The 26579-nt window shown below is 73.7% G+C and carries 25 protein-coding genes and 1 pseudogene; 21 read left to right on the forward strand and 5 right to left on the reverse strand.

Annotation, left to right across the window (positions count from 1 at the left end; genetic code table 11):
- Window positions 1–89 precede the first annotated feature (89 nt).
- The 4 genes from ACZ6A9_RS10520 to ACZ6A9_RS10535 all read left to right on the forward strand — a co-directional run bounded on the left by ACZ6A9_RS10520 (window position 90) and on the right by ACZ6A9_RS10535 (window position 4812).
- Window positions 90–695: a DJ-1/PfpI family protein gene (locus ACZ6A9_RS10520; RefSeq protein WP_468982149.1), complete on the forward strand. Its 606-nt coding sequence runs from the start codon at window positions 90–92 to the stop codon at window positions 693–695.
- Window positions 692–1162 carry a MarR family winged helix-turn-helix transcriptional regulator gene (locus tag ACZ6A9_RS10525; RefSeq protein WP_468982151.1) on the forward strand — a complete coding sequence of 157 codons (471 nt, stop codon included), beginning with the start codon at window positions 692–694 and terminating at the stop codon, window positions 1160–1162. Before ACZ6A9_RS10520 ends, ACZ6A9_RS10525 begins: the two co-directional genes overlap by 4 nt.
- A 79-nt stretch (window positions 1163–1241) precedes the next feature.
- Window positions 1242–3125, forward strand: coding sequence for a serine/threonine-protein kinase (locus tag ACZ6A9_RS10530; protein ID WP_468982155.1), 1884 nt, complete (start codon window positions 1242–1244; stop codon window positions 3123–3125).
- A gap of 139 nt (window positions 3126–3264) precedes the next feature.
- Complete coding sequence (locus ACZ6A9_RS10535; RefSeq protein WP_468982926.1) at window positions 3265–4812, forward strand: substrate-binding domain-containing protein; 1548 nt, start codon at window positions 3265–3267, stop codon at window positions 4810–4812.
- Between the two features lie 27 nt (window positions 4813–4839).
- On the opposite strand, the gene ACZ6A9_RS10540 is transcribed toward ACZ6A9_RS10535, so the two are convergent.
- Window positions 4840–5586 (reverse strand): SLATT domain-containing protein, encoded by a 747-nt coding sequence (locus ACZ6A9_RS10540; RefSeq protein ID WP_468982157.1) that lies wholly within the window; start codon window positions 5584–5586, stop codon window positions 4840–4842.
- Window positions 5587–5901: 315 nt separating this feature from the next.
- Between ACZ6A9_RS10540 and ACZ6A9_RS10545 the strand changes: the two genes are divergently transcribed.
- The 7 genes from ACZ6A9_RS10545 (at window position 5902) to ACZ6A9_RS10575 (ending at window position 12531) form a co-directional block, all read left to right on the forward strand.
- Window positions 5902–6243, forward strand: a complete 342-nt coding sequence (locus tag ACZ6A9_RS10545) for a YbaB/EbfC family nucleoid-associated protein (protein WP_190096373.1) — start codon at window positions 5902–5904, stop codon at window positions 6241–6243.
- Between the two features lie 78 nt (window positions 6244–6321).
- Window positions 6322–6921, forward strand: a complete 600-nt coding sequence (gene recR / locus ACZ6A9_RS10550; protein WP_468982165.1) for a recombination mediator RecR — start codon at window positions 6322–6324, stop codon at window positions 6919–6921.
- Complete coding sequence (locus ACZ6A9_RS10555; protein ID WP_468982170.1) at window positions 6914–7573, forward strand: DUF5063 domain-containing protein; 660 nt, start codon at window positions 6914–6916, stop codon at window positions 7571–7573. The genes recR and ACZ6A9_RS10555 overlap by 8 nt, the downstream gene beginning before the upstream one ends.
- A 249-nt stretch (window positions 7574–7822) precedes the next feature.
- Window positions 7823–9100 carry an aspartate kinase gene (locus ACZ6A9_RS10560; protein ID WP_228968594.1) on the forward strand — a complete coding sequence of 426 codons (1278 nt, stop codon included), beginning with the start codon at window positions 7823–7825 and terminating at the stop codon, window positions 9098–9100.
- Entirely contained in the window at window positions 9100–10173 is a 1074-nt protein-coding gene (locus ACZ6A9_RS10565; protein WP_468982173.1) for an aspartate-semialdehyde dehydrogenase, read from the forward strand. Before ACZ6A9_RS10560 ends, ACZ6A9_RS10565 begins: the two co-directional genes overlap by 1 nt.
- A 394-nt stretch (window positions 10174–10567) precedes the next feature.
- On the forward strand, window positions 10568–11242 hold the full coding sequence (locus ACZ6A9_RS10570) for a SigE family RNA polymerase sigma factor (protein WP_189557498.1): 675 nt from the start codon (window positions 10568–10570) through the stop codon (window positions 11240–11242).
- Window positions 11239–12531: a hypothetical protein gene (locus ACZ6A9_RS10575; protein ID WP_468982176.1), complete on the forward strand. Its 1293-nt coding sequence runs from the start codon at window positions 11239–11241 to the stop codon at window positions 12529–12531. Before ACZ6A9_RS10570 ends, ACZ6A9_RS10575 begins: the two co-directional genes overlap by 4 nt.
- On the opposite strand, the gene ACZ6A9_RS10580 is transcribed toward ACZ6A9_RS10575, so the two are convergent.
- Together ACZ6A9_RS10580 and ACZ6A9_RS10585 are read right to left on the reverse strand one after the other, a co-directional pair.
- Entirely contained in the window at window positions 12498–13337 is an 840-nt protein-coding gene (locus ACZ6A9_RS10580) for an SURF1 family protein (RefSeq protein WP_468982178.1), read from the reverse strand. The genes ACZ6A9_RS10575 and ACZ6A9_RS10580 overlap by 34 nt on opposite strands.
- A gap of 84 nt (window positions 13338–13421) precedes the next feature.
- Entirely contained in the window at window positions 13422–13796 is a 375-nt protein-coding gene (locus ACZ6A9_RS10585) for a nuclear transport factor 2 family protein (protein WP_468982180.1), read from the reverse strand.
- Between the two features lie 182 nt (window positions 13797–13978).
- Between ACZ6A9_RS10585 and ACZ6A9_RS10590 the strand changes: the two genes are divergently transcribed.
- A complete protein-coding gene (locus ACZ6A9_RS10590) occupies window positions 13979–15826 on the forward strand; it encodes a S9 family peptidase (protein ID WP_468982183.1) in 1848 nt (615 codons plus the stop codon).
- 141 nt (window positions 15827–15967) lie between these two features.
- Window positions 15968–16105: pseudogene (locus tag ACZ6A9_RS10595) on the forward strand (acyl-CoA dehydrogenase); the annotation flags it as partial.
- Between the two features lie 74 nt (window positions 16106–16179).
- On the opposite strand, the gene ACZ6A9_RS10600 reads toward ACZ6A9_RS10595, so the two are convergent.
- Window positions 16180–18075: an NAD-binding protein gene (locus tag ACZ6A9_RS10600; protein ID WP_468982932.1), complete on the reverse strand. Its 1896-nt coding sequence runs from the start codon at window positions 18073–18075 to the stop codon at window positions 16180–16182.
- 311 nt (window positions 18076–18386) lie between these two features.
- On the opposite strand from ACZ6A9_RS10600, the gene ACZ6A9_RS10605 reads away from it, so the two are divergent.
- Window positions 18387–19313, forward strand: coding sequence for a permease (locus tag ACZ6A9_RS10605; protein WP_468982937.1), 927 nt, complete (start codon window positions 18387–18389; stop codon window positions 19311–19313).
- The gene (locus tag ACZ6A9_RS10610; RefSeq protein WP_468982188.1) at window positions 19310–20029 is read left to right on the forward strand and encodes a TIGR03943 family putative permease subunit; all 720 of its coding nucleotides are present in this window, start codon (window positions 19310–19312) and stop codon (window positions 20027–20029) included. Before ACZ6A9_RS10605 ends, ACZ6A9_RS10610 begins: the two co-directional genes overlap by 4 nt.
- A gap of 61 nt (window positions 20030–20090) precedes the next feature.
- Here ACZ6A9_RS10610 and ACZ6A9_RS10615 read toward each other — a convergent pair whose 3' ends face one another.
- Window positions 20091–20378, reverse strand: a complete 288-nt coding sequence (locus ACZ6A9_RS10615) for a zinc-ribbon domain-containing protein (protein WP_468982191.1) — start codon at window positions 20376–20378, stop codon at window positions 20091–20093.
- A 138-nt stretch (window positions 20379–20516) separates the two neighbouring features.
- Between ACZ6A9_RS10615 and ACZ6A9_RS10620 the strand changes: the two genes are divergently transcribed.
- The 6 genes from ACZ6A9_RS10620 (at window position 20517) to ACZ6A9_RS10645 (ending at window position 26572) form a co-directional block, all read left to right on the forward strand.
- Window positions 20517–22142: a PH domain-containing protein gene (locus ACZ6A9_RS10620; protein WP_468982194.1), complete on the forward strand. Its 1626-nt coding sequence runs from the start codon at window positions 20517–20519 to the stop codon at window positions 22140–22142.
- Window positions 22143–22464: 322 nt separating this feature from the next.
- Entirely contained in the window at window positions 22465–22614 is a 150-nt protein-coding gene (locus ACZ6A9_RS10625; RefSeq protein ID WP_468982197.1) for a hypothetical protein, read from the forward strand.
- Window positions 22611–22862: a hypothetical protein gene (locus ACZ6A9_RS10630; RefSeq protein ID WP_468982202.1), complete on the forward strand. Its 252-nt coding sequence runs from the start codon at window positions 22611–22613 to the stop codon at window positions 22860–22862. The genes ACZ6A9_RS10625 and ACZ6A9_RS10630 overlap by 4 nt, the downstream gene beginning before the upstream one ends.
- A gap of 105 nt (window positions 22863–22967) precedes the next feature.
- Window positions 22968–23255: a DUF3040 domain-containing protein gene (locus ACZ6A9_RS10635; RefSeq protein ID WP_468982204.1), complete on the forward strand. Its 288-nt coding sequence runs from the start codon at window positions 22968–22970 to the stop codon at window positions 23253–23255.
- 87 nt (window positions 23256–23342) lie between these two features.
- Window positions 23343–24854: a potassium/proton antiporter gene (locus ACZ6A9_RS10640; protein WP_468982207.1), complete on the forward strand. Its 1512-nt coding sequence runs from the start codon at window positions 23343–23345 to the stop codon at window positions 24852–24854.
- A 476-nt stretch (window positions 24855–25330) separates the two neighbouring features.
- Window positions 25331–26572 carry a cation:proton antiporter gene (locus ACZ6A9_RS10645; protein ID WP_468982212.1) on the forward strand — a complete coding sequence of 414 codons (1242 nt, stop codon included), beginning with the start codon at window positions 25331–25333 and terminating at the stop codon, window positions 26570–26572.
- The last annotated feature ends 7 nt before the right edge of the window (window positions 26573–26579 follow it).

The following is a 26579-nucleotide window of genomic DNA, read 5'->3' on the forward strand; positions in this document are numbered from 1 at the left end:
GAACGACGGTCAATTGACAGTGTGCTGTCGTCATGACAGGCTGCTGTCATCAGAAGGCGGATCCGGAACCCACACCCCAGGGAGCGGTCATGACCCGCAAGCCCGTGCACCTCGCCGTCTACGACACCTACACCGACTGGGAGACCGGACACACCACCGCGCACCTCGCGCAGGCCGGCTACGCGGTGCGCACCGTCGCCCCGGCCGGGGAGCCGGTCACCAGCATGGGCGGACTGCGTGTGCTGCCCGACCTTGCGCTCGACGCGCTGCGCCCCGCGGACAGCTCGCTGCTGATCCTCCCCGGCGCCGCCCGCTGGGACGAGGGCGACGAGCTCGCCCCCTTCGCCCGCACCGCCCGCGCCTTCCTCGACGCCGGTGTGCCCGTCGCCGCGATCTGCGGGGCCACCGCCGGGCTCGCCCGCGAGGGGCTGCTCGACGACCGCGCGCACACCAGCGGCGCCGCCCCCTACCTCGCCATGACCGGATACGCCGGCGCCGGGCGGTACGTCGAGGCGGACGCGGTCACCGACGGCGCTCTCGTCACCGCCGGACCGACCGAGCCCGTCGCCTTCGCCCGCGAGGTCTTCCGGCTGCTCGGCGCCTACGACGAGCAGGTGACCGACGCCTGGTACCGGCTGTTCCACGACTCCGACCCGGACGCGTACGCCGCGTACGAGGAGGCGCTGAGCCGGTGAGCCGCCGGCAGCAGGACCTGCTCAGCCGGGGCGCGCTCGGCACCTTCCGGCTGAACGGCCAGTTCCTCGCGGTCGCGGAGGAACTGGCCCGGCCCGCCGGGATCAGCGCCGCCCGGTGGCAGGTGCTCGGCGCGATCCTCGGCGAGCCGCTGCCGGTCTCCGGAATCGCCAGGGCCATGGGCATCACCCGGCAGAGCGTCCAGCGCGTCGCCGATCTGCTGGTGGACGCCGGACTGGCCGAGTACCGGCCCAACCCCGCCCACCGACGCGCCAAGCTCCTCGCCCCCACCGACGAGGGCCGCGCCGCGGTCCGCCGCATCGACCCCGGCCACGCGGCCTTCGCCGAGCGGCTGGCGCGGGCGTACGAGGAGGAGTACGGCGAGGACGGGCTGGACCGGGCGGTACAGGCACTCGAGCGGCTGTCCGAGGTGCTCGACAGGATCGGTCCGCCTGTTACGGAACCGTAGACAGCACCCGGCTCACCGGGCACCGGCCCCGCACTATCCTCGATCCGTTGCTCACTGCACGGGGGAAGGCGGCGCAGCGATGGACAAGCTCGGGGCCGGGGATCCGCGGAACATCGGGGCGTACCGGCTGCTGGCGCGGCTCGGGGCCGGCGGGATGGGGCAGGTCTACCTCGCCCGCTCCGACCGGGGGCGCACCGTCGCCGTGAAACTGGTCCGCGAGGAGCTGGCCCGCGAGGAGGAGTTCCGGGCGCGCTTCCGCCAGGAGGTGCGGGCCGCACGGCAGGTCGGCGGCGACTGGACCGCACCGGTGCTGGACGCGGACACCGAGGCACCCGTGCCCTGGGTCGCCACCGGGTACGTCGCCGGACCGAGCCTCCAGCAGGTGGTCGGCCACGACCACGGGGCGCTGCCCGAGCGGTCGGTGCGGATCCTCGCCGCCGGTCTCGCGCAGGCGCTGAAGGACATCCACGCCGCCGGGATCGTCCACCGCGACCTCAAGCCGTCCAACGTGCTCGTCACCATCGACGGCCCCCGGGTCATCGACTTCGGGATCGCGCGGGCACTGGAGACGGTGACCGACGGCGGGCTGACCCGCACCGGGGCGCTCGTCGGCTCGCCCGGGTTCATGGCACCCGAGCAGGTGCGCGGCGACCGCATCACGCCCGCCTGCGACGTGTTCTGCCTCGGCTCGGTCCTCGCCTACGCCGCGACCGGCGAACTGCCCTTCGGCACCGCCAACAGCGGGGTGCACGCCCTGATGTTCCGCATCGCCCAGGAGGAACCCGACCTGGAGCGGGTGCCCGAGGGCCTCGCCGGGCTCGTCCGCGACTGCCTGCACAAGGACCCGGCCGCGCGGCCCACCCTCGACCAGGTGCTGGAACGCACCGGCGCGCAGGACACCGTCGTCGACGGCCGCTCCCGCGACCCCTGGCTGCCGAGCGCCCTGGTCGCCCAGCTCGGCCGGCACGCGGTACGGCTGCTGGACACGGAGGACCCCGAAGCGCCCCGCCGGCCCACGCCGGCGGGCGCCGACCCGGCCCCGCCGACGGAACCCGACGGTGACGCCGCGGCCGGTGACGCCCCCGAACACGCCCGCGCCGCCGACGACTCCGCGGCGCCCGCGCCCCCCGGCACCCCGGTCCCGCCCCCGCCCGGGCAGGCGGGTGTGAACCACCTCCCCACCCTGGTCGCGGGCCAGAACGGGCAGAACGGCCCCACCCCGCCGCCCGGCCCCACCCCGGCCGGAGCGTACGGCCAGGCCCAGCAGCACCCGCAGCCCCACGCGCACGGCCACCCGTACAACGGCTACGGCACCGGCCCCACCCCGCCGTACGGCCCGCCCCCGCCCGGGATGATCCCGGCCTACCCGCCCGCGCCCGAGCCGCGCAGGGACAACCGCTCCACCGCGCTGCTCGTGGTGATCGCGCTGGTCGTCGCGCTCGCCGCGGGCGGCACCGTGTACGCCCTGATGAGCGGCGGCACGGCCGACGACCGCGCCGGCGGCGACCCGTCGACACCCACCACGCCGAGCAGCGCGCCCCGGACCCCGGGGTCGGGCACCCCGGACGACGGCACGACGACCGACGCCGGGCAGCCCACCACCTCCGCGCCCGCGGACGGCACCGTCCCGGCGGACTTCCTCGGCACCTGGTCCACCACCATCGACAACGCCGGCGGGCAGCACAGCCGCCGGCTCACCGTCCAGCAGGGCGAGATCGGTGACACGGTGATGTCCCTGGTCGCCGACGGGCCCACCGGCAACGGCACCTACCACTGCGTCTTCGAGGCCCGGCTCACCGGCAGCTCCGGCGGCCGGCTGGACCTCGGCCCGTCCACCGTGACGGCCGGCCCGAGCGGCGCCTGCTCCCCGGGCGCCGCCAGCCGGATCACCCTGCGCCCCGACGGCTCCCTCCAGCGCGTCAACACCGGCAGCGGCGAACAGCTCACCTACACCCGCGACTGACCAAGTCCCCTGATGTCCGCACTGGTTGAACGTTCGGCGAACGCCGGTGAACTTCCGCGGACGCGGACCGCCCCCGCCTTCGTACGGCCGTACGGTGGCCCCCCTGTCGGACGTGCGGGGCGGTTGCGGGGGCGGCACGATGGAGTGGCTGAGCGCGGAGAACCTGGTGGCCGTGGCGACGGCGATCCTCGGCATCGTCGCCTCGGCCGTGATGGTCTGGTACGAGAGACGGGTGCCGCGCCGCAAACGCATCGGCTACCGGGTGCAGTTGGACGCCCCGATCGGTGACGACCCGCGGTCGGGCCGGCGGATCAACCGGCGGGTGGGCTGGTTCGACACGGCGGCAGGCATGACGGACGCCAGCATGGTGCTGCTGCGCATCGAGAACGACGGCTGGGGGACCATCGGCCGCGAGGACTACCAGAACCCGGGAACCCACGGCATGACCGTGGAGTTCGAGGGCCGCACCATCCTCGGCGTCTCCGTCACCCAGCCGACGGTGACCAGCCACCTCATCGAACACTTCACCGCCGAGCGGGGCTTCACCTACCGGGGCGGCACCCTCGACCTGCCGCGCGTCCCCCTCAACCGGGGCGCCTACTTCAAACTGCTGGTGCTGCTCTCCGGCGGCAGCGTGGGCGACGGGATCGAACTGCGCTGCGACCTGAGCGACGGCGAGGTGCACAGCAACCGCAGCGCCACCCCGGACGAGAAGGCCCCGCTGTTCAGCCGGGCGGCCCGGCTGATCACCATCACCCTCACGCTGTGCGTGGTGGCGCTCGCGGTGATCGTCGTCGCCCAGGACGACAGCCCGCCGCCCATCGGCTGCGAGGGCGGCACCCTCACCCTCACCGGCTCGACCGCGTTCGCACCCGTGCTGCGGGAGGCCGCGCGGGCGTACGAGGAGGACTGCGCGGAGGACGAGCCGCGCATCGAGGTGGACGCGCACGGATCGGCCTCGGGCATCCGCCGGCTGCTCGCGGCCGGCGCCGAGTCGGAGCACGGCTCGCCGCCCCTGGTGGCCCTGTCGGACGGCCCCAAGCCCGGCGGGATGCCGGAACTGCGGGAGAACCGGATCGCGGTGTCCGTGTTCGCCCTGGTGGTGAACGAGGACGTGGGCCTGCGCGAGCTGTCGACGGCGGACGTGAGGCGGCTGTACCGGGGCGAGATCGCCAACTGGAGCGAACTCGGCGGCTCCGACCTGCCGGTCCACCTGGTCAGCCGGGACGCCAACTCCGGCACCCGGCAGGTGTTCCAGCGGCGGGTACTGGGCCGGAGCGAGATCGCCCACTCCTCCGTCGACTGCGTGCACAAGGACGATCCGGCCGCGCCCGTCATCCGCTGCGAACTCGGCTCCACCAAGGAGGTGCTGACGACCGTCGCCGCACTGCCCGGCGCGATCGGCTACAGCGAACTCAACCTGGCCGCCCGCGCGCAGGGCCTGCACCGGCTCGACCTCGACGGCCACCCCGCGTCCGTCGACGCGATCGAGAACGGCACCAGCTCCTACCCGTACCAGGAGATCGAGTACGCCTACACCTACGGCAAGCCGCCACGGGACTCGCTCGCGTCGAGCTTCATGACGTACCTCGCGCGGGGGATCGGCCAGGACGTGATCCGCACGCACGGGCACCTGCCGTGCTGGACGCCGCAGGGGATGGGGCTGTGCGCGCGGCGCGCGGCCTGAGGGCCGGCTCCGGCGGGACGGCCGGGGTCAGCGCGGCTCCGGCGGGCGCTGGCGCGGCATGTTGGGGCGGGCCGGTCCCGGCGGGGACGGGAAACGGCCGTGCGGGAGGGGGCCCTCCGGGCGCCCTCCGCCCGCCAGCGCCGTCTGCACGCCCAGCGGCGCGCCCCCGCTGCGGAACTCCACCATCCAGTCGGCCGTCTCGACCCGCACCAGCTCCGTCACGTCCTCCGAGAACCGCCTGAGCACCGTCAGGCACCGCTCGGCCGCCTCGCTCGCCGTGCCCTCGGTGGGCCCCAGCACCTCACGGACGCACTCCGAGGCCCAGTCGAACTGGAAGGCCTGCAGCCGCCGTTGAAGGGCCTGGGCCGTCGCCACGTCGCGCATCCAGCCGGACGTCATCCCGAAGAACCGGTCCCCGGCGACACACGCCACCGCCAGCAGCAGCGCCAGATACCCCCACGGCGCCGACCCGTCGGCCACCGCGGTCAGATCCAGCAGCGGCAGCGCCGCCCCGGTCAGCGCGCCCACCGCGGCACCGGCCCGCAGCGCCCACGCGCACCGCCGCTTCCACGCGCGCTCCTCCACGTACCAGGCGACGGTGTCCAGCGCCCCGCGCTCCACCCACCGGTACAGCTCGTCCAGCCGGGTCGCCGGGTCGCCCCAGTCCCCGAGCGGAAACGCGCGCCCGGCCGGGTCGCCCGGCCGCTCCCCGGCCGCCCCCTCGCCCCGCCGGTCCTGAGACCGACCCTCGGGCTGCATCTCCGGCTGACCCACCCGGCATCTCCCTACTGCACCGACCCTGCCGACCCCTGCTGATCCCCGCCGCCCCCGCCGGCCTCGCGTACGTTCCGTGCGTGAAGTGTGACGCCATGTGCTCGCGTACCCGACCCTTCCTACCTCCCAACGGGTGGCGGCGCCGGGGGTTCGGGCGCCCTTTCCCCCGGAAGTAGGCCGTCATCCGGTATAGGGCCCCGATCGGAACTCACTCGAAAGAGTGCTGGGGCGACGGCTGGTCCGACCACGTAGGCTCGTGCCGAACGGCAAAACCGTGATACACGGACCGACGGAAACCGACCAAGGAGCTGAATCGTGATCCCCGGTGGTGGCCAGCCCAACATGCAGCAGCTGCTCCAGCAGGCCCAGAAGATGCAGCAGGACCTTGCCCAGGCGCAGGAGGAACTCGCGCGCACCGAGGTGGAGGGACAGGCGGGCGGCGGACTGGTGAAGGCCACCGTCACCGGCTCCGGCGAGCTGCGGGCGCTGAAGATCGACCCGAAGGCGGTGGACCCGGAGGACACCGAGACCCTCGCGGACCTGGTCGTCGCGGCGGTCCAGGCGGCCAACGAGAACGCCCAGACCCTCCAGCAGCAGAAGCTCGGCCCGCTCGCCCAGGGACTGGGCGGCGGAGGCATCCCGGGCCTCCCCTTCTGACCTTCCCACCCTTACCAAGAAGGCCCGCGGGCCTCTACCGTACGTACTGAAGCACCACCTAGGAAGGACGGCAGTCCGTTGTACGAAGGCGTGGTCCAGGACCTCATCGACGAGCTGGGGCGGCTGCCCGGCGTCGGTCCCAAGAGCGCGCAGCGGATCGCCTTCCACATCCTGCAGGCGGAACCGACGGACGTGCGGCGCCTCGCGCACGCGCTGATGGAGGTCAAGGCGAAGGTCCGCTTCTGCGTGACCTGCGGGAACGTCGCGCAGGAGGAGCAGTGCGGCATCTGCCGCGACGCCCGCCGCGACCCCGCGGTCATCTGCGTGGTGGAGGAGCCCAAGGACGTGGTGGCCATCGAGCGCACCCGTGAGTTCCGGGGCCGCTACCACGTCCTGGGCGGGGCGATCAGCCCGATCGACGGGGTGGGCCCGGACGATCTGCGGATACGGGAACTCCTGGCCCGTCTCGCCGACGGCACGGTCACGGAACTCATCCTGGCCACGGACCCGAACCTGGAGGGCGAGGCCACGGCCACGTACCTCGCCCGCATGATCAAGCCCATGGGCCTGAAGGTCACCCGCCTGGCCAGCGGCCTCCCGGTGGGCGGCGACCTGGAATACGCGGACGAGGTGACCCTCGGCCGCGCCTTCGAGGGGAGACGACTCCTAGATGTCTGACGCCACGCTGCACGCGACCGATCAGAACCCGGACGACTTCGCGGTCCAGGTCGCCGACCAGATCGAGAGCTTCCTCGTCGCCGTGACCGAGGTCGCGAAGGGCGACGAGCCGGACTCGGCCGTCCCCTTCCTCCTCCTGGAGGTCTCCCAGCTGCTGCTGGCGGGGGGCCGCCTGGGCGCCCACGAGGACTTCGTCCCCGACGAGCGCTACGAGCCCGACCTGGGCCCCGAGGGCGACGTGGACCAGCTCCGCGAGAACCTCGCCCGCCTGCTCGACCCGGTCGACGTCTACTCCGAGGTCTTCGACCCCTACGAGCCCCGCAAGGCGCCCGTCCCGGCCCGCATCTCCGACGACCTCACCGACGTCATCACCGACCTCCGCCACGGCATGGCCCACTACAAGGCCGGCCGCACCATGGAGGCGCTGTGGTGGTGGCAGTTCTCCTACTTCTCCAACTGGGGCTCCACGGCGTCCGCCACCCTGCGCGCCCTGCAGTCGGTGGTCGCCCACGTCCGCCTGAACCAGCCCCTCGCCGAACTCGACGGCCTCGACACCGACCAGGGCATGGGTGACGACACCCTGGAGTTCGAGGCGGGCCGCGTCATGGCCCGGGAGATCGCGGCCCCCCTGGGCATGCGCCCGGTCGTCTGAACGCCCCGGCCGCGCCGGCCCTCGTGAGCATCACCCCGGCGGCCTCGCCGGCCGTGCCCCTGTGTGACACGGGTCGCTTTTCCGAGTGGTCCGGGTCGGGTTGGGCATGAGCCCCCTGCGCGAGCGGCCGTATGTCTCACGATGCGATATCGCGGAGGGGTTTTTCGGACGCTCGATAGACTGGACCGACCGCGGCGCACACCTGTGTGTGCGGACTGTGGAAAACGACGGACTGAGCGAGGAGCGCACGTGGGCCTTGTCGTGCAGAAGTACGGAGGCTCCTCCGTAGCCGATGCCGAAGGCATCAAGCGCGTCGCCAAGAGGATCGTGGAAGCCAAGAGGAACGGCCACCAGGTGGTCGCCGTGGTTTCCGCGATGGGCGACACGACGGACGAGCTGATCGATCTCGCCGAGCAGGTTTCCCCGATTCCTGCCGGGCGCGAGCTCGACATGCTGCTGACCGCCGGAGAGCGGATCTCCATGGCCCTGCTGGCCATGGCGATCAAGAACCTGGGCCACAACGCCCAGAGCTTCACCGGCAGCCAGGCAGGTGTCATCACCGACTCGGTCCACAACAAAGCCCGCATCATCGATGTCACGCCGGGCCGGATCAAGGCATCGGTGGACGAGGGCAACATCGCCATCGTCGCCGGTTTCCAGGGCGTCAGCCAGGACACCAAGGACATCACCACGCTCGGCCGCGGCGGCTCCGACACCACCGCCGTCGCCCTCGCCGCCGCGCTCGACGCCGAGGTGTGCGAGATCTACACGGATGTCGACGGCGTGTTCACCGCCGACCCGCGCGTGGTGACGAAGGCCAGGAAGATCGACTGGATCTCGTTCGAGGACATGCTCGAACTGGCGGCCTCCGGTTCCAAGGTGCTGCTCCACCGCTGTGTGGAGTACGCCCGCCGGTACAACATCCCGATCCACGTCCGCTCGTCCTTCAGCGGACTCCAGGGCACGTGGGTCAGCAGCGAGCCGAAGAAGCAAGGGGACAAGCAGGTGGAGCAGGCTCTCATCTCCGGTGTCGCGCACGACACCTCCGAGGCCAAGGTCACGGTCGTCGGCGTGCCGGACAAGCCCGGCGAGGCGGCTTCGATCTTCCGCACGATCGCCGATGCCGAGATCAACATCGACATGGTCGTGCAGAACGTGTCCGCCGCCTCCACGGGCCTGACGGACATCTCCTTCACCCTCCCGAAGACCGAGGGCCGCAAGGCCATCGACGCCCTGGAGAAGAACAAGGGCACCATCGGCTTCGACTCCCTGCGCTACGACGACCAGATCGGCAAGATCTCCCTCGTCGGCGCGGGCATGAAGACCAACCCGGGTGTCACGGCCGACTTCTTCACGGCGCTCAGCGACGCGGGCGTCAACATCGAGCTGATCTCGACCTCCGAGATCCGCATCTCGGTCGTCACCCGCAAGGACGACGTCCCCGAGGCCGTCCGCGCGGTGCACTCCGCCTTCGGACTGGACTCCGACAGCGACGAGGCCGTGGTCTACGGAGGCACCGGCCGCTGATGGCCGGACCCGAGGGACCCGGACGTTCCGGGCGGCCGACGCTCGCGGTCGTGGGAGCGACCGGGGCCGTCGGCACGGTCATGCTCCAGATCCTGTCCCAGCGGGCGGACGTCTGGGGCGAGATCCGGCTCGTCGCCTCCCCGCGCTCGGCCGGCCGCAAGCTGACCGTGCGCGGTGAAGAGGTCGAGGTGGTGGCGCTCACCGAGGAGGCCTTCGACGGGGTCGACGTCGCGATGTTCGACGTACCCGACGAGGTCGCCGAGCGGTGGGCGCCCGTCGCCGCAGCGCGGGGCGCGGTGGTCGTCGACAACTCCGGCGCCTTCCGCATGGACCCGGACGTGCCGCTCGTCGTGCCCGAGGTCAACCCGCACACCGTACGCAGGCGCCCGCGCGGGATCGTCGCCAACCCGAACTGCACCACCCTGTCGATGATCGTCGCGCTGGGCGCGCTGCACGCCGAGTTCGGTTTGCGCGAGCTGGTCGTCTCCTCGTACCAGGCGGTCAGCGGTGCCGGGCACGCGGGTGTGCGGACCCTGCGCGAACAGATGTCCCTGGTGGCCGGTACGGAGCTGGGGACCCATCCCGGTGACGTGCGGCGGGCCGTGGGGGACAACACGGGCCCCTTCCCGGAGCCGGTCGCGCTGAACGTCGTGCCGTGGGCCGGGTCGCTGCGCGAGGACGGCTGGTCCTCCGAGGAGATGAAGGTCCGCGACGAGACCCGCAAGATCCTGGGCCTGCCCGCGCTCCCCGTCGCGGTCACCTGTGTCCGCGTCCCCGTCGTCACCACGCACTCCCTCACCGTCCACGCCCGTTTCGAGGGCGAGGTCACCGTCGACCGGGCGCGCGAGATCATCGCCACCGCCCCCGGAGTCGTCCTGTTCGACAATCCGGCCGCGGGGGAGTTCCCCACCCCCGCCGACGTCGTCGGCACCGACCCGACCTGGGTCGGGCGGGTACGGCGGGCCCTGGACGACCCCACGGCACTGGAGCTGTTCGTGTGCGGGGACAACCTGCGCAAGGGAGCGGCGCTCAACACCGCGCAGATCGCCGAACTCGTGGTGCTCGAACGATAAAGAGTTTCGGATCGCAGAGGATTCGTTTGTAGGATCTGTGTAAGTCTTGTGCGCTGGGTTCTCGGTCTGGACCACTTGTCACCGCGGGTGCGGCGACCGAGGATTGCAGGTGGAATCATCTCCCCGTCCTCCGCAACCGAGCGGAGGGCGGGGAGCGTCTTTGCGGTCGCCCTTTCCGGGGCCTTGAGGACGCTGCCTTTCAGACGTGGGGACGTCTGGAACCGGACGTGGGGACGTCCGTTCATATGGGACACAGGGGAAGAGCGGGTCGCATGAGGGCATTTGACGCGCTGTCGGTGGTGCTGCCTGACGCGGGCGGGCGGCCGGCGCCGGCCGCCGCAGAAGTGACACCCGGCACGTACAACCCTTACGGGGGGAAGCGTGTCCAACTGGCGTGGCTGAGGTACTCGACTTCACAGCGCCGCGCGGCACGGCCCTCCGGCCGCCCCGCCAGGCTCTCCGACCCCGCATGCCGGGCGCGTCCGGCGGCGGCATGCCGGTGATCGCCCGCATGCCCGCAGCGCGGCCCGCCCGCATACCCGGCCAGCGTGACGGCGCCGACGACGCCGTCGCGGCCGGCACCACCGTCGACCACCTCACCGAGACCTACCGCGCGCACTACCGTTCGCTGCTGGGTCTCGCGGCGCTGCTGCTCGACGACACCGCCTCCTGCGAGGACGTCGTCCAGGAGGCGTTCATCCGCGTCCACTCCGCCCGCAAACGCGTCCGGGACCCGGAGAAGACCCTGGCCTATCTGCGCCAGACGGTGGTCAACCTGTCCCGTTCCGCGCTGCGCCGCCGCATCCTCGGCCTGAAGCTGCTCTCCAAGCCCATGCCGGACATGGCGAGCGCGGAGGAGGGCGCCTACGACCAGCTGGAGCGCGACTCCCTCATCAAGGCGATGAAGAACCTCCAGCGCCGCCAGCGCGAGGTGCTGGTGCTGCGCTACTTCGCGGACATGACGGAAGCGCAGGTCGCCGAGACGCTCGGCATCTCGCTGGGCTCGGTGAAGGCGTACGGCTCGCGCGGCATCGCGGCGCTGCGGCTGGCCATGGGGGCGTCCGCATGAGCGACGGCAGCACCGCGGGTCGTGAGGAACGCGAGCCGGAGAGCCCGCGTACGGCCGACGCCGGACGGGAGACCGAGGGCGCACGGGAGACCGGGGACGCCCCGGACACCGACGCGCGGGACACCGACACCGGGCGGGACGCCGAAGGCGCTCGGGGCACCGAGGACGGGCCGGCGCGGCTGCGCGGGCTCGTGACGCCGCACGGGCAAGAACCGAAGCACACGCACGCTGGGAACGGAACTGTGAACCACGGCCTGGACGACCGAGGCCCCGAGGGGCTCGACTCGGACGAGCTGGAACTGCGCACCCTGCTGCGGCAGGCGGTGCGCGAGGTGGAGCCGGGCGACGGCACCCTGGACTACCTGCGCCGGGCCGTCCCCGCCCGCCGGGCGCACAAGCGCCAGGCCCTCGTCGGCATGGCCGCCGCCGCCCTCTTCGTCGGCACGGCCGTCCCCGCCCTCGTGCACGTCACCACCACCGCCGGCTCCGACGCCAACCCGTCGGCCGTCGGCCACGCCTCGCAGGCGCAGGGCGGCACCGGCCAGGGCAAGGACCCCGGCGGCGGCGAGAGCACCGCGGGCGGCTCCTCGGACGAGGTCGGCGGCGGAGCCGGGGGCGACAAGAAGGACGAGGACAAGGACGGCACCGGCAACGACTCCGGTACGGGTGCGACCGAGGGCACCGGCCCCTCGGCCGACGCGTCCGCAGGGGCGTCCGCCTGCACCGCCGCCCAGCTCGGTCCGGCGACGGCGAGCAGCGCCGCTCCCGACTCGACGGGCGCGGTCTACGGCTCCTTCCGGGTCACCAACGTCTCCGCGGCCGGCTGCACGGTCGACGGCGCGGGCGTCGTGGGCGTCACCGCGCAGGGCGCCGCCTCGGCCGCCAAGGTGAGCGCGATGCGGCACGTGGCGGGGGACGCGGCAGCCGGACTGCCCGACCCCTCCCTGGAGGCGGGGTCGCTGGTCCTCGGGCCGGGCGCCGCCTACGAGGTGCGGTTCGCCTGGGTGCCCTCCGAGACCTGTCCCGCCCCGGGTGGTACACCCGGTGGCAGCACCGGCGGGCCCTCGCCCGACCCGACGCCCTCGGGCGACCCGACCACGACGACCGGCGCGCCGGCGGGCACCGACGGCGGCACGGCGACGCAGACGCTCCGGGCGGACGGCGGGACCGAGGGCAGTGTGGCGGTGTCGTACACGGCGTCGACCGGATCGAGCTCGGCCACCACGACCGTGGGCAACGCGTGCGCGGGGACGGTCTACTGGACGGGGCTGCTGACACCCGCCGGCTGACGGGGGGTGTCGTCGTCCTCGTTCCCGTCCGCGCCGCTCCCGTCCCCGTCCTCCGCGAGGCCCAGTTCCGCGTCGTGGGCGAGCTCCAGCTCGCGGCGCAGCAACCGGAACCACATGAAGATCACGAAGCCGACGAAGGCGAACCACTCGGCGGTGTAGCCGAGGTTCTGGAACGCCTTCAGGTCCAGTCCGGTACCGCCCGGCGCGGACGCCGGTACCGCCTTCATCCCCGAGTCCCCGCGGTTGAGGGTGATCCAGGCGTCGTACAGGTCGTACGGCACCAGGTTCACCAGCGAGGCCGAGCTGATCGCGGCCGTCTGGCCCTGCGGCAGGCCGCCGCGGGCACTGACGCCGTTGCTGCCCGGGGTCTCGGACGCCTGGAGCGCACCGGTGACGGTGACCTCACCCGAGGGCGGCGCGGGCACCTTCGACGGGTCGGGCTCGCCGGGCAGCCAGCCCCGTACGACGGGCAGGGCGCGGCCGGTCTCGGTGCGCAGCAGCGTCAGGACGTAGTAGCCGTCCTCGCCGTCCACCTTCCGGTCGGGCACCAGCAGCTCGGTGTCGTACCGGCCGCTCGCGGTGGTCTGCTTGCCGGAGGTGGCCTTGGTCACGGGCAGCAGGTCGTCCAGCGGCCGGGCCTCCTCCCGCTGGTCCGAGACGACCCGCTCCTCGGCGTCGCGGTGGTGGTCCACCCGGTCCTCGAACCGGCCCAGCTGCCAGGACCCCATGAAGATGCAGAAGGGGATGGACAGCAACAGGAAGACGTTGATCCCCCACCAGCGGGGCGTCAGCAGAAACCGGTACACGCCCCCAACGGTACGGGTCCGCGGCCGGTTCCCGGCCCGCGGGGTCGGTACGGGCACGGGACGTCCGACCCGCCGACCACGCGTCTACGACAGCTCGACCAGATGTTCGCGGCCCGTCGGCGGCTCGTACGGCTCGGGCCAGAAGTCGGTGATCGTCGATATCAGCCCCGAGGCGTCCGTGGTGAAGAAGGAGAGGGCGTCCATCTCCTCCTCACCGACCGTGCACCGCAGCCAGGTGACCACCTGGCCCGGCTCGGCGACGACGCGCTCGACCCGCAGGTGCCAGTCGCCCGGGTACTCGCGGTTGAACCGGACGTACCGCTCCCGGCCACGGATCGTCTCCCCGGTCTGGGGCAGGGCGTAGACGACGTCCTCGGCCAGGGTGGCGGCGAACGCGGTCCAGTCACGGGCCTCCGCGGCCCGCCAGAAGCGCTCGATGATTTTTCGCGGATCCGTCATGCCGTGCAGTGTGCACCGTGCCACTGACAATCCGGTCCGGCCGCCGGATCCGTCGGCCCCGACCTGCGGGGGGAAGCCCCCCGGGCCGGTGGACGCGGGGAGCGGTGACGGATCCGGTGGAGGTTGTCCACAGGGCTGGGGACGTGTCGGTGGAATGCCCGCCGGACGGGCAAGATGGGGTCATGACTGAGAGCAACGGGTCCGACGCGCCGGGCCGGGCGGACCACCAGACCGATCGAGCCGGACAGGGCACGGGGATGCCCGACTGGGAGAAGCGCTTCCGGGCGCCCCGGGTGTCCCTGCCCGACTGGGCCGAGGACGCCCCCGACCGCTCCCTGTTCGTGTCGAACGCGACGGGGACGTACGAGCTGTACGCGTGGGACCGGTCGACGGGCGACCAGCGCCAGGTGACGCACCGGCCCAACGGCACGACGGACGGTGTGCTCTCCCCGGACGGCGAGTGGATCTGGTGGTTCGACGACAAGGACGGCGACGAGTTCGGCGTCTGGCGCCGGCAGCGGTTCGCGGGCGGCGAGGACGAACCGGCGGCCCCGGGCCTGGACCCGTCGTACCCCGCCGGTCTGGCGCTCGGCAGGGACGGCCGCACGGCGGTCGTGGGCCGCTCCACCGACGAGGACGGGACGACGATCCACCTGGTGCGCACCGGCGAGGCGCCGGTGGAGCTGTACCGGCACCGCGAGTCGGCGGGCGTCGGCGACCTCTCCTACGACGGTTCGCTGATCGCCGTGGAACACACCGAGCACGGTGACGCCATGCACTCCGCGCTGCGGGTGATGCGCCCCGACGGCACGACGGTCGCCGAGCTCGACGACACCGAGGGCGGCACCAGGGAGCTGGGCCTGGAGGTGCTGGGCTTCGCTCCGGTGGAGGGCGACACCCGGCTGCTCATCGGTCACCAGCGGCGCGGCCGCTGGGAGCCCCTGGTGTGGGACGTGGCCACGGGCGAGGAGAGCGACCTCGCGCTGGAGCTGCCCGGCGACGTCAGCGCCGAGTGGTACCCGGACGGCACGGGGCTGCTCATCGCGCACGGCTTCGAGGCCCGCGGCGAGCTGTTCCGCTACGACCTGGCCGAGCGCCGGCTGGTGGAGATCCCCACCCCGCGCGGCGCCGTCTCGGGCGCGACGGCCCGCCCCGACGGCAGCGTGGAGTACCTGTGGTCGTCGGCGGCGCAGCCGCCGGTGGTGCGCTCCACGGCGGGCGGAGTGGTCCTCGACCCGCCCGGCGTGAAGTCGCCCGGTTCGGTGCCGGTGGAGGACGTGTGGGTGGAGGGGCCCGGCGGCCGCATCCACGCGCTCGTCCAGAAGCCGGCCGGCGCGACCGGCCCGCTCCCCACGGTCTTCGACATCCACGGCGGCCCCACCTGGCACGACAGCGACTCCTTCGCGGCGGGCCCGGCGGCCTGGATCGACCACGGCTACGCGGTGGTCCGCGTCAACTACCGGGGCTCCACCGGGTACGGGCGCGCCTGGACGGACGCCCTGAAGCACCGGGTGGGTCTGATCGAGCTGGAGGACATCGAGGCGGTCCGCGCGTGGGCGGTCGACTCCGGCCTGGCGGACCCCGCCCGGCTGATCCTCACCGGCGGCTCCTGGGGCGGCTACCTCACGCTGCTCGGCCTCGGCACGCAGCCGGACGCGTGGGCGCTGGGCATCGCGGCGGTCCCGGTCGCCGACTACGTCACGGCGTACCACGACGAGATGGAGGCGCTGAAGGCGATGGACCGCACGCTGCTCGGCGGCACGCCGGAGGAGGTCCCCGACCGCTTCGAGGCGTCGTCCCCCATCACCTACGTCGACCAGGTCAAGGCCCCGGTCTACATCTCGGCCGGCGTCAACGACCCGCGCTGTCCCATCCAGCAGATCGAGAACTACGTCAAGCGCCTGGAGTCACGCAACGCGGTCCACGAGGTCTACCGCTACGACGCCGGCCACGGCTCCCTGGTCGTCGACGAACGCATCAAGCAGATCCGCCTGGAACTCGACTTCGCGACCCGACACCTCCCGGCGTGACAACACCCCCGCCCGCGGCCCCCGCGGCCGCGGGCGGCGGCACCGTCCAGCCGCGCCAGTCGCGCCGGCGCTGATCACCGCCCCGCCCGGCCGCGGTAGCCGCGGCCGGGCGTGCCGCTGGGGCGGGAGGAGAGCGTCGCCATGCCCGACCACGCCCCGCAGCCGGTGGACCGGCACCGTCCGGGCCGCGGCCGTCCACCGCACCCCGGAGCACCGCGTCTCTCAGAGTCCGGCCTGCTCGGCCTGCCCTACGACTCCGAGTACGGCGGCGGCGAGCGGTGGGGGAGGGCGGGCGCAGCGGCATCCCGCCGACGCGGGCAAGCGACACCCACCCCCGCCCGGCCACGGCCCGGTCAGCGTCCCGCCGTCCCCGCCTCCCGGCGCCGCCCCAGCAACTCCGCCAGCCCCCGCCGGGTCGCCGCCAGCACCACCCGGTCCCCGGCCTGCAGCACGTACGTGTCCGGCAGGTCCCACACCAGCCCCGCCCCCGGCACCTCCGGCCGGTAGCGCCGCTCACCGCCGGAGGCGGACGCCGTGTCGAGCGCCAGCACCCGCCACGCCCCCGGCCGGAACGCATCTCCGACCGTCCGCCCCTCCAGCTGCGGGTATCCGCCGACGATCACCGCCGCGAACAGCAGCACCCGCCGCTCCACCGGTATGGCGCCCAGGATCTGCCGCCCCATCATGGCCCCGGCGAACGCCGGTGCCGCCAGGTGCGACACGCTCCGGCTCCGCGTCAGCGCGCCCGGGTGAGCCGTCCGCAGCGTCCGGTACACCACCTTGGCGAAGTCGTCGTCGTACAGCCGCAGCACCGCCCGCAGGTCCGGCCGTACCGACCGCGCGTAGAGCACCGCCTCCAGGTTGGTCGTGTCCTCGCTGGTCAGTGCGAGCAGCGCGTCCGCGCGGTGGATCTTCGCGGACTCCAGTACGCCTTCCTGGGTGACGTCCCCGACCACCACCGGCACGCGCAGCCGCCGTGCGGCGGCCATGCCCCGCGCCTCCGGATCCGCCTCGACGCACACCACCGGGATGTGCAGCTCCCGCAGCCGGGTCAGCACCCGCGTGCCGATCTTGCCCAGCCCGAGCAGCACCACGTGCCCGCTCAGCCCGCGTGGCGGCTTCCGCAGGGCCGACGCCGTACGGAACGTCCCCAGCGCCTCCAGCACCGCCGCCAGCAGCACCGGAAGCAGCAGCAACCCGACGCCCATGGACAGCAGTTGCAGGACCTGCCGCCCCGTGGACTGGCTGTGCGCGGGCTCGTTGATGGCGAACAGGTCGAGCAGCGTGACGTACGTGGCGTGCAGCGGATTGTCCCGGGCCACCACCGTCAGCGCGACGGCGAGCGCGACCACCGCGGCGATCAGCCCGGCGAGCGACCACCGGAGCCGCCGGGAGAACAGTGAGGCCAGCGGCGGACCGCCCCGCCGGGCGGGCAGTGGCGGTCCGGAGTAGGACAGTTGCTCCAGGACCACCGTCCCGCGCCCGGTGGCCGCCGCCACCGCCGCCGCGTCGGGCAGCAGCCGCGGCCCCTGTTCGCCGCTGTCCTCCGAACCCTCGTCCCCGGCCGGGTCGTTGCTCGTGGCGGACAGCAGTGCCAGCGTGCACAGTCCGGGGTCGGCCACCTCGCCGGGCGCCGGGGGCCGGCGTTCCACGGCCCGCAGCAGCAGCCCTTCCGCGTCGACGACCTTGCTGGTGCCGACGAGCGCGGTGGCGACCAGCGCGGGCGCGGCCGTGTCGGAGTCGGACAGCACGGTCGTCGAGATGTCGGCCCCCGCGCTCCCCCGCCCCGGAGTTGCGTCGCCCGCCAACTCGGCTGCCTGGTCAAGAAGTTCCTCGATGTGCTGGCCGAGCCGCCGGTTGTAGAGCCGCAGCACGAGCCGCAGCCGGGGGTTGAGCCGGCGGGCGTTCAGCGCGGCGCGGATGTTGGTCTCGTCGTCGTCGTACACCAGCGCCAGGGCGGCGGCCCGCTCCACGCCCGCCCCGGCGAGCACGGTCTCGGTCGGCTCGGCGGCCTCCACGGTCCGCCCGCCGGGGGCGAGGGTGTCGTCGGAGCCGCCGTTGCCCCGGTTGTTGACCGCGGTCACGACCCGGTCGAGCAGGGCCGCGGAGGCCGCCCGGGCCCGTCCGGCCACCGGCCGGCGCGCGGCGCGTCCGGCGGGCGGGACGACGAGGACCACCTGTTCGCGGTAGACGCCGCGGAGTTCGGCGGCGAGCCGGTGTGCGAGCCCGTCGTCCCCGCACACCACCATGTGGGCCGAAGGGTCGCCGGGCAGGGCGGGGTTGGGAAGCAGACTCACCACGGGCCAAGAGACTGCCGCATCGCGGCGCGTGGTTCCAGGCGCCGGGTGAACGCCTGTGCCCCGTCCCGCGTACCAAGGGGGCGGGGACCCGAGCGGGCCCGCCGTCTCGCGCGCGTCCAGGGAGGTGCACCCGGCCCGTGGCCACCACGACCTCGTCGGGCTTGTCGACGTCACCGGTCTCGTCCCCGCCCGGCTCCGGCGGGCCGGAGCCGGAGCCGGGCCCGTCCGCCGAGGAGTCCCGGCACCTCGACCCCTCCCTCCTGCTCACCCTGTTGCTGCTCACGGCCGTGCTGTTCCAGGGCCCGGTCCGCGGCGCCCTGGCCGCCCCGGTGATGCAGAGCTGGATGACGGTGTTCGTGGCCGTCGTCGTACAGGCGCTGCCCTTCCTGGTGCTCGGTGTCCTGCTGTCGGCGGCCATCGCGGTGTTCGTCCCGGCGTCGTTCTTCGCCCGTGCCCTGCCGAAGCGTCCGGCGCTGGCGGTGCCGGTGGCGGGCGCGGCGGGCGCGGTGCTTCCGGGGTGTGAGTGCGCGTCCGTGCCGGTGGCGGGCGCGCTGGTGCGCAGGGGAGTGGCTCCGGCGGCGGCCCTGGCGTTCCTGCTGTCCGCGCCGGCGATCAACCCGATCGTGCTGACGGCGACGGCGGTCGCCTTCCCGGGCAACCCCGGGATGGTCGTGGCGCGTCTGGTGGCGAGCCTGCTGGTGGCGTGCGCGATGGGCTGGCTGTGGCAGCGCCTGGGCCGCGCCGACCTGCTGCGTGCGCCCTCCCGTTCGGCGTACGACGGCCGGAGCAGGGGTGCGGCGTTCTGGGCGGCGGTGCGGCACGACGTGATGCACGCGGGCGGCTTCCTGGTGGTCGGCGCGATGGCGGCGGCGACGCTGAAGGCGGTGGTGCCGGAGCGCTGGCTCAGCTCGGTGGCGGACCGGCCGGTGCTGTCGGTGCTGGCGCTGGCGGTGCTGGCCGTCCTGCTGTCGATCTGCTCGGAGGCGGACGCGTTCGTGGCGGCGTCGCTGACCCAGTTCTCGCTGACGGCGCGGCTGGCCTTCCTGGTCGTGGGACCGATGGTCGACCTCAAGCTCTTCGCGATGCAGGCGGGCACCTTCGGCCGCGCCTTCGCCCTGCGGTTCGCCCCCGCGACCTTCGCCCTGGGCGTGACGGTGTCGGCCCTGACGGGAGCGGTGCTGCTGTGAGGACACGGCTCGACGGCCAGGCCCAGGCGGCCCTGCTGTTCCTGCTCGGCGCGACGGTGCTGCACGCCGGTCTGACCGACCTCCACCTGCGGTACGTCAAGGCGGGCCTGCGGCCGCTGCTCCTGCTGGCCGGCGCGGTGCTGGTCGCGACGGCCGCGGCGACGGCCCGGTACGAGTGGCGGCGCCCGCCCGGCGCGCAGGAGCCGCACCGCGCGCCCCGTGTCTCCTGGCTCCTCACCCTCCCCCTCTTCGCCCTGATCCTGGTCACCCCGCCGCCCCTGGGTGCCTACAGCGCCGCCCACACCGGTACGGCCCTGACGAAACCCCTCGGCTTCCCCGAACTGCCCGCGCGGGGGCCGCTGCGCCTCGGGGTCGGGGAGTACGCGGCCCGCGCCGTCCACGACGACGGCCGGCACCTGCGCGACCGCCCGATCAGCATCACCGGCTTCGTGGTGGCGAACGGCACGGACGACCCGTACCTGGTCCGCATGAGCCTCAACTGCTGTGCCGCGGACGGCCGCCCGGTCAAGGTCGCCCTGACCGGCCACGTCCCGCCGGTGCTGCGCCCGGACACCTGGCTGAAGATCACCGGCACCTACACCCCGCGCCGCGCGAAGGACCCCGTCAACGGCGGCCCGATCCCCTACATCGACGTCACCCGGGCCGAACCGGTCCCGGCCCCGCGAAATCCGTACGACGAGGTGGGGAACGGCTAGGGCGGCGACCGCGGCCGTCACACGCGGTGACGCCCGGCCGGCTGCGCGGGAGACCTCGCCGTCAGGGCCGGTACGGCTGCTGCTGGTGCGGCCGGCCCTGCGCCTGGCCGCCGCCGAGGGACTGCGCCTGGAGCTGCTCGGCCTGTTCCTGGGTCACCTTCTGTTCCGCGCCGCAGAAGGTGCACTGCGTGGCGTACTTGGTGGAGACCGGGAAGAGCGGCACGAAGAACAGGGTGAACTTCGTGACCCGCTTCCTGAGCGTGTGCGCGGACGGGTTCCCGCACTGCGCGCACACCAGTGTCAGTATCGCGAGCTGATGCAGATACCCCTTGGTGCCAAAGATGATCATGTCGTCGATCCTTCCCGGGCGGCGGTCCCCCGAACCACCACCACATCAGACGATGAGAGCACCCGGCAACGTGACCGGCCGCGAGACTGCCGCACTCCGCACAAGCGCGTGCGGGCCGCCCGCTGACAGTCTTCCCGCATGGTCGACGTCCGCGAAGTGAGCTGCCGTCCCCGGTGGGCGCGCCTCCTGTGGTTCCTCACCGCTCTCGGCGCGGCCGGGGCGGTGTCGGCGGCGGCGCTCCGGGCGTCCACGGGTGTGGACGCGTGGCTGGTGCCGGCTCCGCTGTCCGCCCTGGTGGGCCTCACCGCGCTGCACAGGGCCACCGCCTCCGTCCACGGCGACGCGCACGGGCTGCGCTCCCGCACCCTGCTGCGCCGTCGGAGCGTGCCGTGGAGCGAGGTCGCTCAGGTACGCGTCCGGGTGAAGTACGCGCAGCTGACCCGCGGTGAGGAGAGCCGGCACGTCAGCGTGCTGCTGCGGGACGGACGCCGCTGGGAGCTGCCCCTGCCGCACGCCTGGACCCCGCGGACCGGGGAGTTCGAGGCGACGCTGGACGCGCTGCGCGCACTGCACCGCCGTCACGGTGACCCGGAGGCCGCGGGGCCGTCCCACCTCGCCGTCGTCTCCGCCCGCACCGCGGGACGCACCTGGCTCGGCTCCCTCGCGGCGTGCGCGCTGCTGCTGGCGGGGGCGGGCCTCCTGGTGTGGGAGGCGCCGGGCGCCGGGGCCCACCGGCGGGCCTGGGAGTCGGCCGCCCCCTGCACGCCCGGGACGCGGGCGGCCGACCGCGGCGACTGCCTCGGCACCGTCCCGGCCGTGATCGAACGGACCGAGGGGAGCGGGAAGAAGACCGGCCGGCTGTACTTCACCGACGGCCGTCCGCTGGAGCGGCTGACGGTGTCCTCGGAGGCGGCCGGGGAGTTCCGTGCGGGCGACCGCGTGCGGCTGACCGTGTGGCGCGGCGAGGTCAAGGAGGTCGCAAGCGACCGTCATGTGTGGCGGGACCACACACCCGGTGCCGGGGACTTCGTGATGATCGCGGCCGGCCTGATCCTCGGTGCGGGCTACCCCGCCGCCCGGATACTGCTCCGGATACGCGGCCGGCACCGCCCCGACGACGAGGCGCTGCCCACGGCCCTGCCCTTCGCGGTGGCCCTCGCCGTCACCGCGCTGTGGCTCCTTCCCCTGTGCTACCTGCACCCCATGGCACCGTTCGCCACGCCCACGACGACGGTCTGGACGCTGCTGGGCACCCTGACCACCCTCGCCCTGCTGGTCCTGGCATGGCGCGCCACCCGCATCCGTCCGCCGGGAGGAGACGGGCAGGGCGCCGAGGCAGGGGAGCCCGGGGGGTCCGCCAGGGCGCCGGGGTCCGAGGGGCGCGCCGGCCGGCCGGCGGACGGTGAGCGCTTCCTGCCGGCCCGCTTCCTGGAGGCCACCGACTACAACCCGCACCACTTCGGCACCCATGTCGTCGTGGGCGGCGGCGGACCGCCCGCGGTGGTCCCGCATCCCGGCCCGGGACGGTTCGCGGCCCGCCCGGTCCCGGTCTCCCGGCTGACCCTCGGGCAGGTGCGGGGCGCCCGCGGCACCGACCCGGTGCCGGGCACCTGGCACGTGGCGGAACTGGACGACGCCGGCACCCCGGTCCGCCTCGCCGCCGACCCGGCCGACCTGACCCGGATCCTGCGGGAACTGACCGCACCCGCTGCCCAGGCCCCGGACCCCACCCGCCCGGACGCCACCCTGCCCGACCGCCCCTGAGCACTCTCCCGCCGGGCGACCAGGGACGGCGGCCGAGGTCACCGGCGTACGCTCGTCGCCGGCCCGTGCGGAGCCCCTCGGCGCCGCGCGGACGCGGCCGGCCCCCGCCAGGCATCGGGGACGACACCCACGGCTCACGGAATCCGTGCGGGTCGGCCCCCCACACCATTTGGGTGTCGTCCCCGATGGTCCGCGATTCCGCCCCCGGGTGAGGGTGTGATCAACACACTCCCCGGCCTGCCCCCGTCCGTCCTGCACATCAGGTACCGCTCACGGAGCGGACCGCGCGGGCTGCCGGACCGCGAGAGGAGCCCGCGCCCTGATGCACGCAGTGACGCAGCGACCCGGCCTCAACGACGCGGTGACCGTCCCGGCCCCGTCGGTGCTGCTGCTGTGCCGTTCGGCGGCCGCGTGGGAACACCCGTCCCGGAGCGCCCGAAGGGTGGGATCCGCGCCGGGCGGTGCGCGGTGAGCATCACCGCGTGGCCGGCGGTGACGGCCTTCGCCGCCGTGCTGAAACGCACCGGCGTCTTCGCGTACGTCGCCGTCCGGGCGGCCCGCCGGGCGCGCGGAAGACCGTACCGGCTGATGGTGCTGCCGGTCGTGGCGACGGGCTCCCTCTCCGCCCGGCAGTTCAGCCGGTACGGACCGATCGTCACCGCGGTCACCGTCACCGTCGCGGCCGCGTATGTGTGGTCGCGCTACTTCGTCCTGGTGTGATCGGGAGGCACGGGATGCGAGAGGAGAGCAGATGGATCACACCGGACACCGCGCCGACGTCTTCCGGCCGCCCCCTGCCGCGAGGCGGCGGCCGAGAAGAGGGCCATGGACGGATCCGATGACGCACGGCTCCGCGAGATCTCGGCCCGTCTGCACCACGAGGATCCACGCTTCGCCCACGGCCTCGGACACGGCCGCCCCTGCCGGCCCCGCGAGTACCGCTCCGCCCGGGCCTGGCTGCTGCTCGCCGTCGCGCTGGCCGTGCTGGGTACCGGCATCGCCCTGGCCCACGGGCTGCTCATCGCCGCCGGGCTGGTCCTGGCCGGTACCGCCGGGGAGATGTTCGACCCGCACCGCGGGATGCGGTACCGCCGCGACCGGCGCCGGTTCTGACGCCGGGGAGCGGCCGCCCGCGCACGTCGCGACCGGCCGCCGCACCGTCGCCGACCGCGGGGCCGCGCACCGCACGGGGACCGTTCGATGACCCTGTCCGAGCTGTACGTGACGCTGCTGATCGGCGGCGCCGTCCTGCTGGCCAGCATCGCCGCCGCCCGCACCGCCCACCGCGTCGGCCTGCCGAGCCTGCTGCTCTTCCTGGCGGTCGGTGTGATCGCCGGCGAGGACGGGCTCGGCCTGGAGTTCGACGACGCACAGCTCGCGCAGGCGCTGGGGACCGCCGCGCTGGGGCTGATCCTCGTCGAGGGAGGCCTGAGCACCCGCTGGGACGACGTCCGGCGCCAGCTGGCCCCCGCCGGTGTGCTCGCCACCGTGGGAGTGGCCCTCTCGGTCGCGGTGACCGCGGCCGGTGCGCACTTCCTGCTGGGCATGGAATGGCAGCTTGCGCTGCTGCTCGCGGCGATCGTCTCGTCCACCGACGCCGCCGCCGTGTTCGCCGTCCTGCGCGCGCTGCCGTTGCCGGAGAAACTGCGCGGACTGGTGGAGGCGGAGTCCGGCTTCAACGACGCCCCGACCATCATCCTGGTCCTGGTCTTCTCCACCGCCACCTCGGACCTGCCGAGCCCCGGCCCCCTCGTGGGCAACCTGTTCTTCCAGCTCACGGTCGGCGGCACCCTGGGCGTGCTGATCGGACTCCTGGGCGTCACCGCGCTGCGCCACATCGCCCTGCCCGCCACCGGGCTCTACCCGCTGGCCACGGTCGGCTTCGGCGTCATCGCCTTCGCCGCCGCCGGAGCGGTCAACGCCAGCGGCATCATCGCCGCCTACCTGTCCGGCCTGGTGCTCGGCAACGCCCAGCTCCCGCACCGTGCCGCCACCCGGTCCTTCGCCGAGGGCGTCGGATGGCTGGCGCAGATCGGCCTGTTCGTCATGCTCGGCCTGCTGGTCGACCCCAGCGAACTGACCTCCGCGATCATCCCGGCCCTGGTCATCGGTTCGGTCCTGCTGCTCGTCGCCCGCCCGGTCTCCGTCGTGCTGTGCCTGCTGCCGTTCCGGATCCCCTGGCGCGAGCAGACGTTCATCTCCTGGGCGGGCCTGCGCGGCGCGGTGCCGATCGTGCTCACCACGTTCCCCATCGTCGCGGGGGTCGACGGGGCCCGCGACGTGCTCAACATCGTGTTCGTCCTCGTCATCATGTTCACCCTCATCCAGGGCCCGACGCTGCCCGCCGCGGCCCGGCGCCTGGGGCTGGTCCGAACGGGGGCGCTGCGCGAGATCCAGGTGGAGACCGCGCCCCTGGACGTCCTGGACGCCGACCTGCTCACCGTCACCATCCCGCCGGACTCCCGGCTGCACGGCGTCGCCGTCTTCGAACTGCGCCTGCCGCCGCCCACCGTCGTCACCCTGATCGTCCGGGACGGCACCACCCTGGTCCCCGACCGGGAGACCGTGCTGCGCGCCGGCGACGAACTCCTCCTCATCACCACCCCGCTGACCCGCGAGGCGGCGGAACGCCGGCTGCGCGCCGTCGGCCGTCAGGGGAAACTGGCCCGGTGGCTCGGCGAACACGGGGCCCCGAGCATGAACGACGGCTGAAGCGGGCGTTCCGCGACGGACGACCCTATGCTTTCGCCGGATAACCATGCGAATGCGATGTATAAGTATTTCGCCGTACGGTAAACTTCTTAACCGAGCCCAGGCGCTCCATTGAGCGGCCATGTGCTCAGTTCGCGAGAAGCGGATCTTGGATGCGACGAGGGGAACGTGACATGCACCGACGTGCCACGCACCGGCCCGTACGCATCGACAACACCGCCCGCGACAGCGTCCCCGAACCGGGTACCGCCCTCACCGGCGCCTGACACCCCGGCCCGCAGCAGCCACCGCGCACACCACCGGGTACCCCCTGCTCCGAACGCGGACCGCCGCTCCGCCGACGACGGGCCCTGCCCGCCCGGGCGCCGCCGCCTCGCCGCCGCCCAGCCCTCGACTGCCGCCGCTGCTTCCCGCAGCCACTTCCCGCCATCACCAGGCACTGACGCCGCCGTCACCGAACCGGAGGACCGACGCCCGTGCACAACACCGCCGCCATGCTCATCGAACTCGGCGCGATCATTCTCGCCCTGGGCCTGCTGGGCCGCCTCGCCGGACGCATGGGCTTCTCACCCATCCCCCTCTACCTCCTGGTCGGACTCGCCTTCGGCCAGGGCGGCATCCTCCCCCTGCGGGCCAGCGAGGAGTTCACCGCCACCGGCGCCGAGATCGGCGTCATCCTGCTGCTGCTCCTGCTCGGCCTGGAGTACAGCGCCTCCGAACTGGTCACCAACCTCAAGACCCAATACCCCTCCGGCGCCGTCGACTTCGTCCTCAACGCGGTGCCCGGCGCCGTGGCGGCACTGATCCTCGGCTGGGGCCCGGTGGCCGCCGTCGCGCTGGCCGGCGTCACCTGGATCTCGTCCTCCGGCGTCATCGCCAAGGTCCTCGGCGACCTGCGCCGGCTCGGCAACCGCGAAACGCCCGTGGTGCTCGGCGTCCTCGTCATCGAGGACCTCGCCATGGCCGTCTACCTGCCGATCCTCACCGCCCTGCTGGCCGGTGCCGGCCTGGCCGGCGGCTCCGTCACCCTGCTGATCTCGCTGGGCACCGTCGGCGCGGTCCTCTACCTCGCCCTGCGCCACGGCCGGCTGATCAGCCGAGCGGTCTCCTCCGACAACGCGGAGATGCTGCTGCTGGTCGTCCTCGGCCTGACCCTCCTGGTCGCCGGCCTCGCCCAGGAACTGCACGTCTCCGCCGCCGTCGGCGCGTTCCTCGTCGGCATCGCCCTGTCCGGCGAGGTCGCCGAGGGCGCGAGCAGCCTCCTCACCCCGCTGCGGGACCTGTTCGCCGCCGTCTTCTTCGTCTTCTTCGGCCTGTCCACCGACCCCGCCGACATCCCGCCCGTCCTGCTGCCGGCCCTGCTCCTCGCCGTCGTCACCGCACTCACGAAGATCGCCACCGGCTGGTACGCGGCACGCCGTGCGGGAATCCGCGGCGCGGGCCGCTGGCGCGCGGGCGGCACCCTGGTCGCGCGGGGCGAGTTCTCCATCGTCATCGCGGGCCTCGCCGTCGGCGTCGAGCCCCGTATCGGCCCCCTGGCCACGGCGTACGTGCTGCTCCTGGTAGTCGTCGGCCCGCTCACCGCCCGCTGGACCGAACCCCTGGCCCGCCGTCTCGTCCGCCGCCCGGCCGCCCGCCCGGCCGCCCGCCCGGCGGCGGACCCCGCCGACCCCGCCGACGAGGACCGCGCGGAACCCGCCACCCACGCCCACGCCTGACCGGCCC

The organism is Streptomyces sp. NPDC041124, from assembly GCF_055592385.1.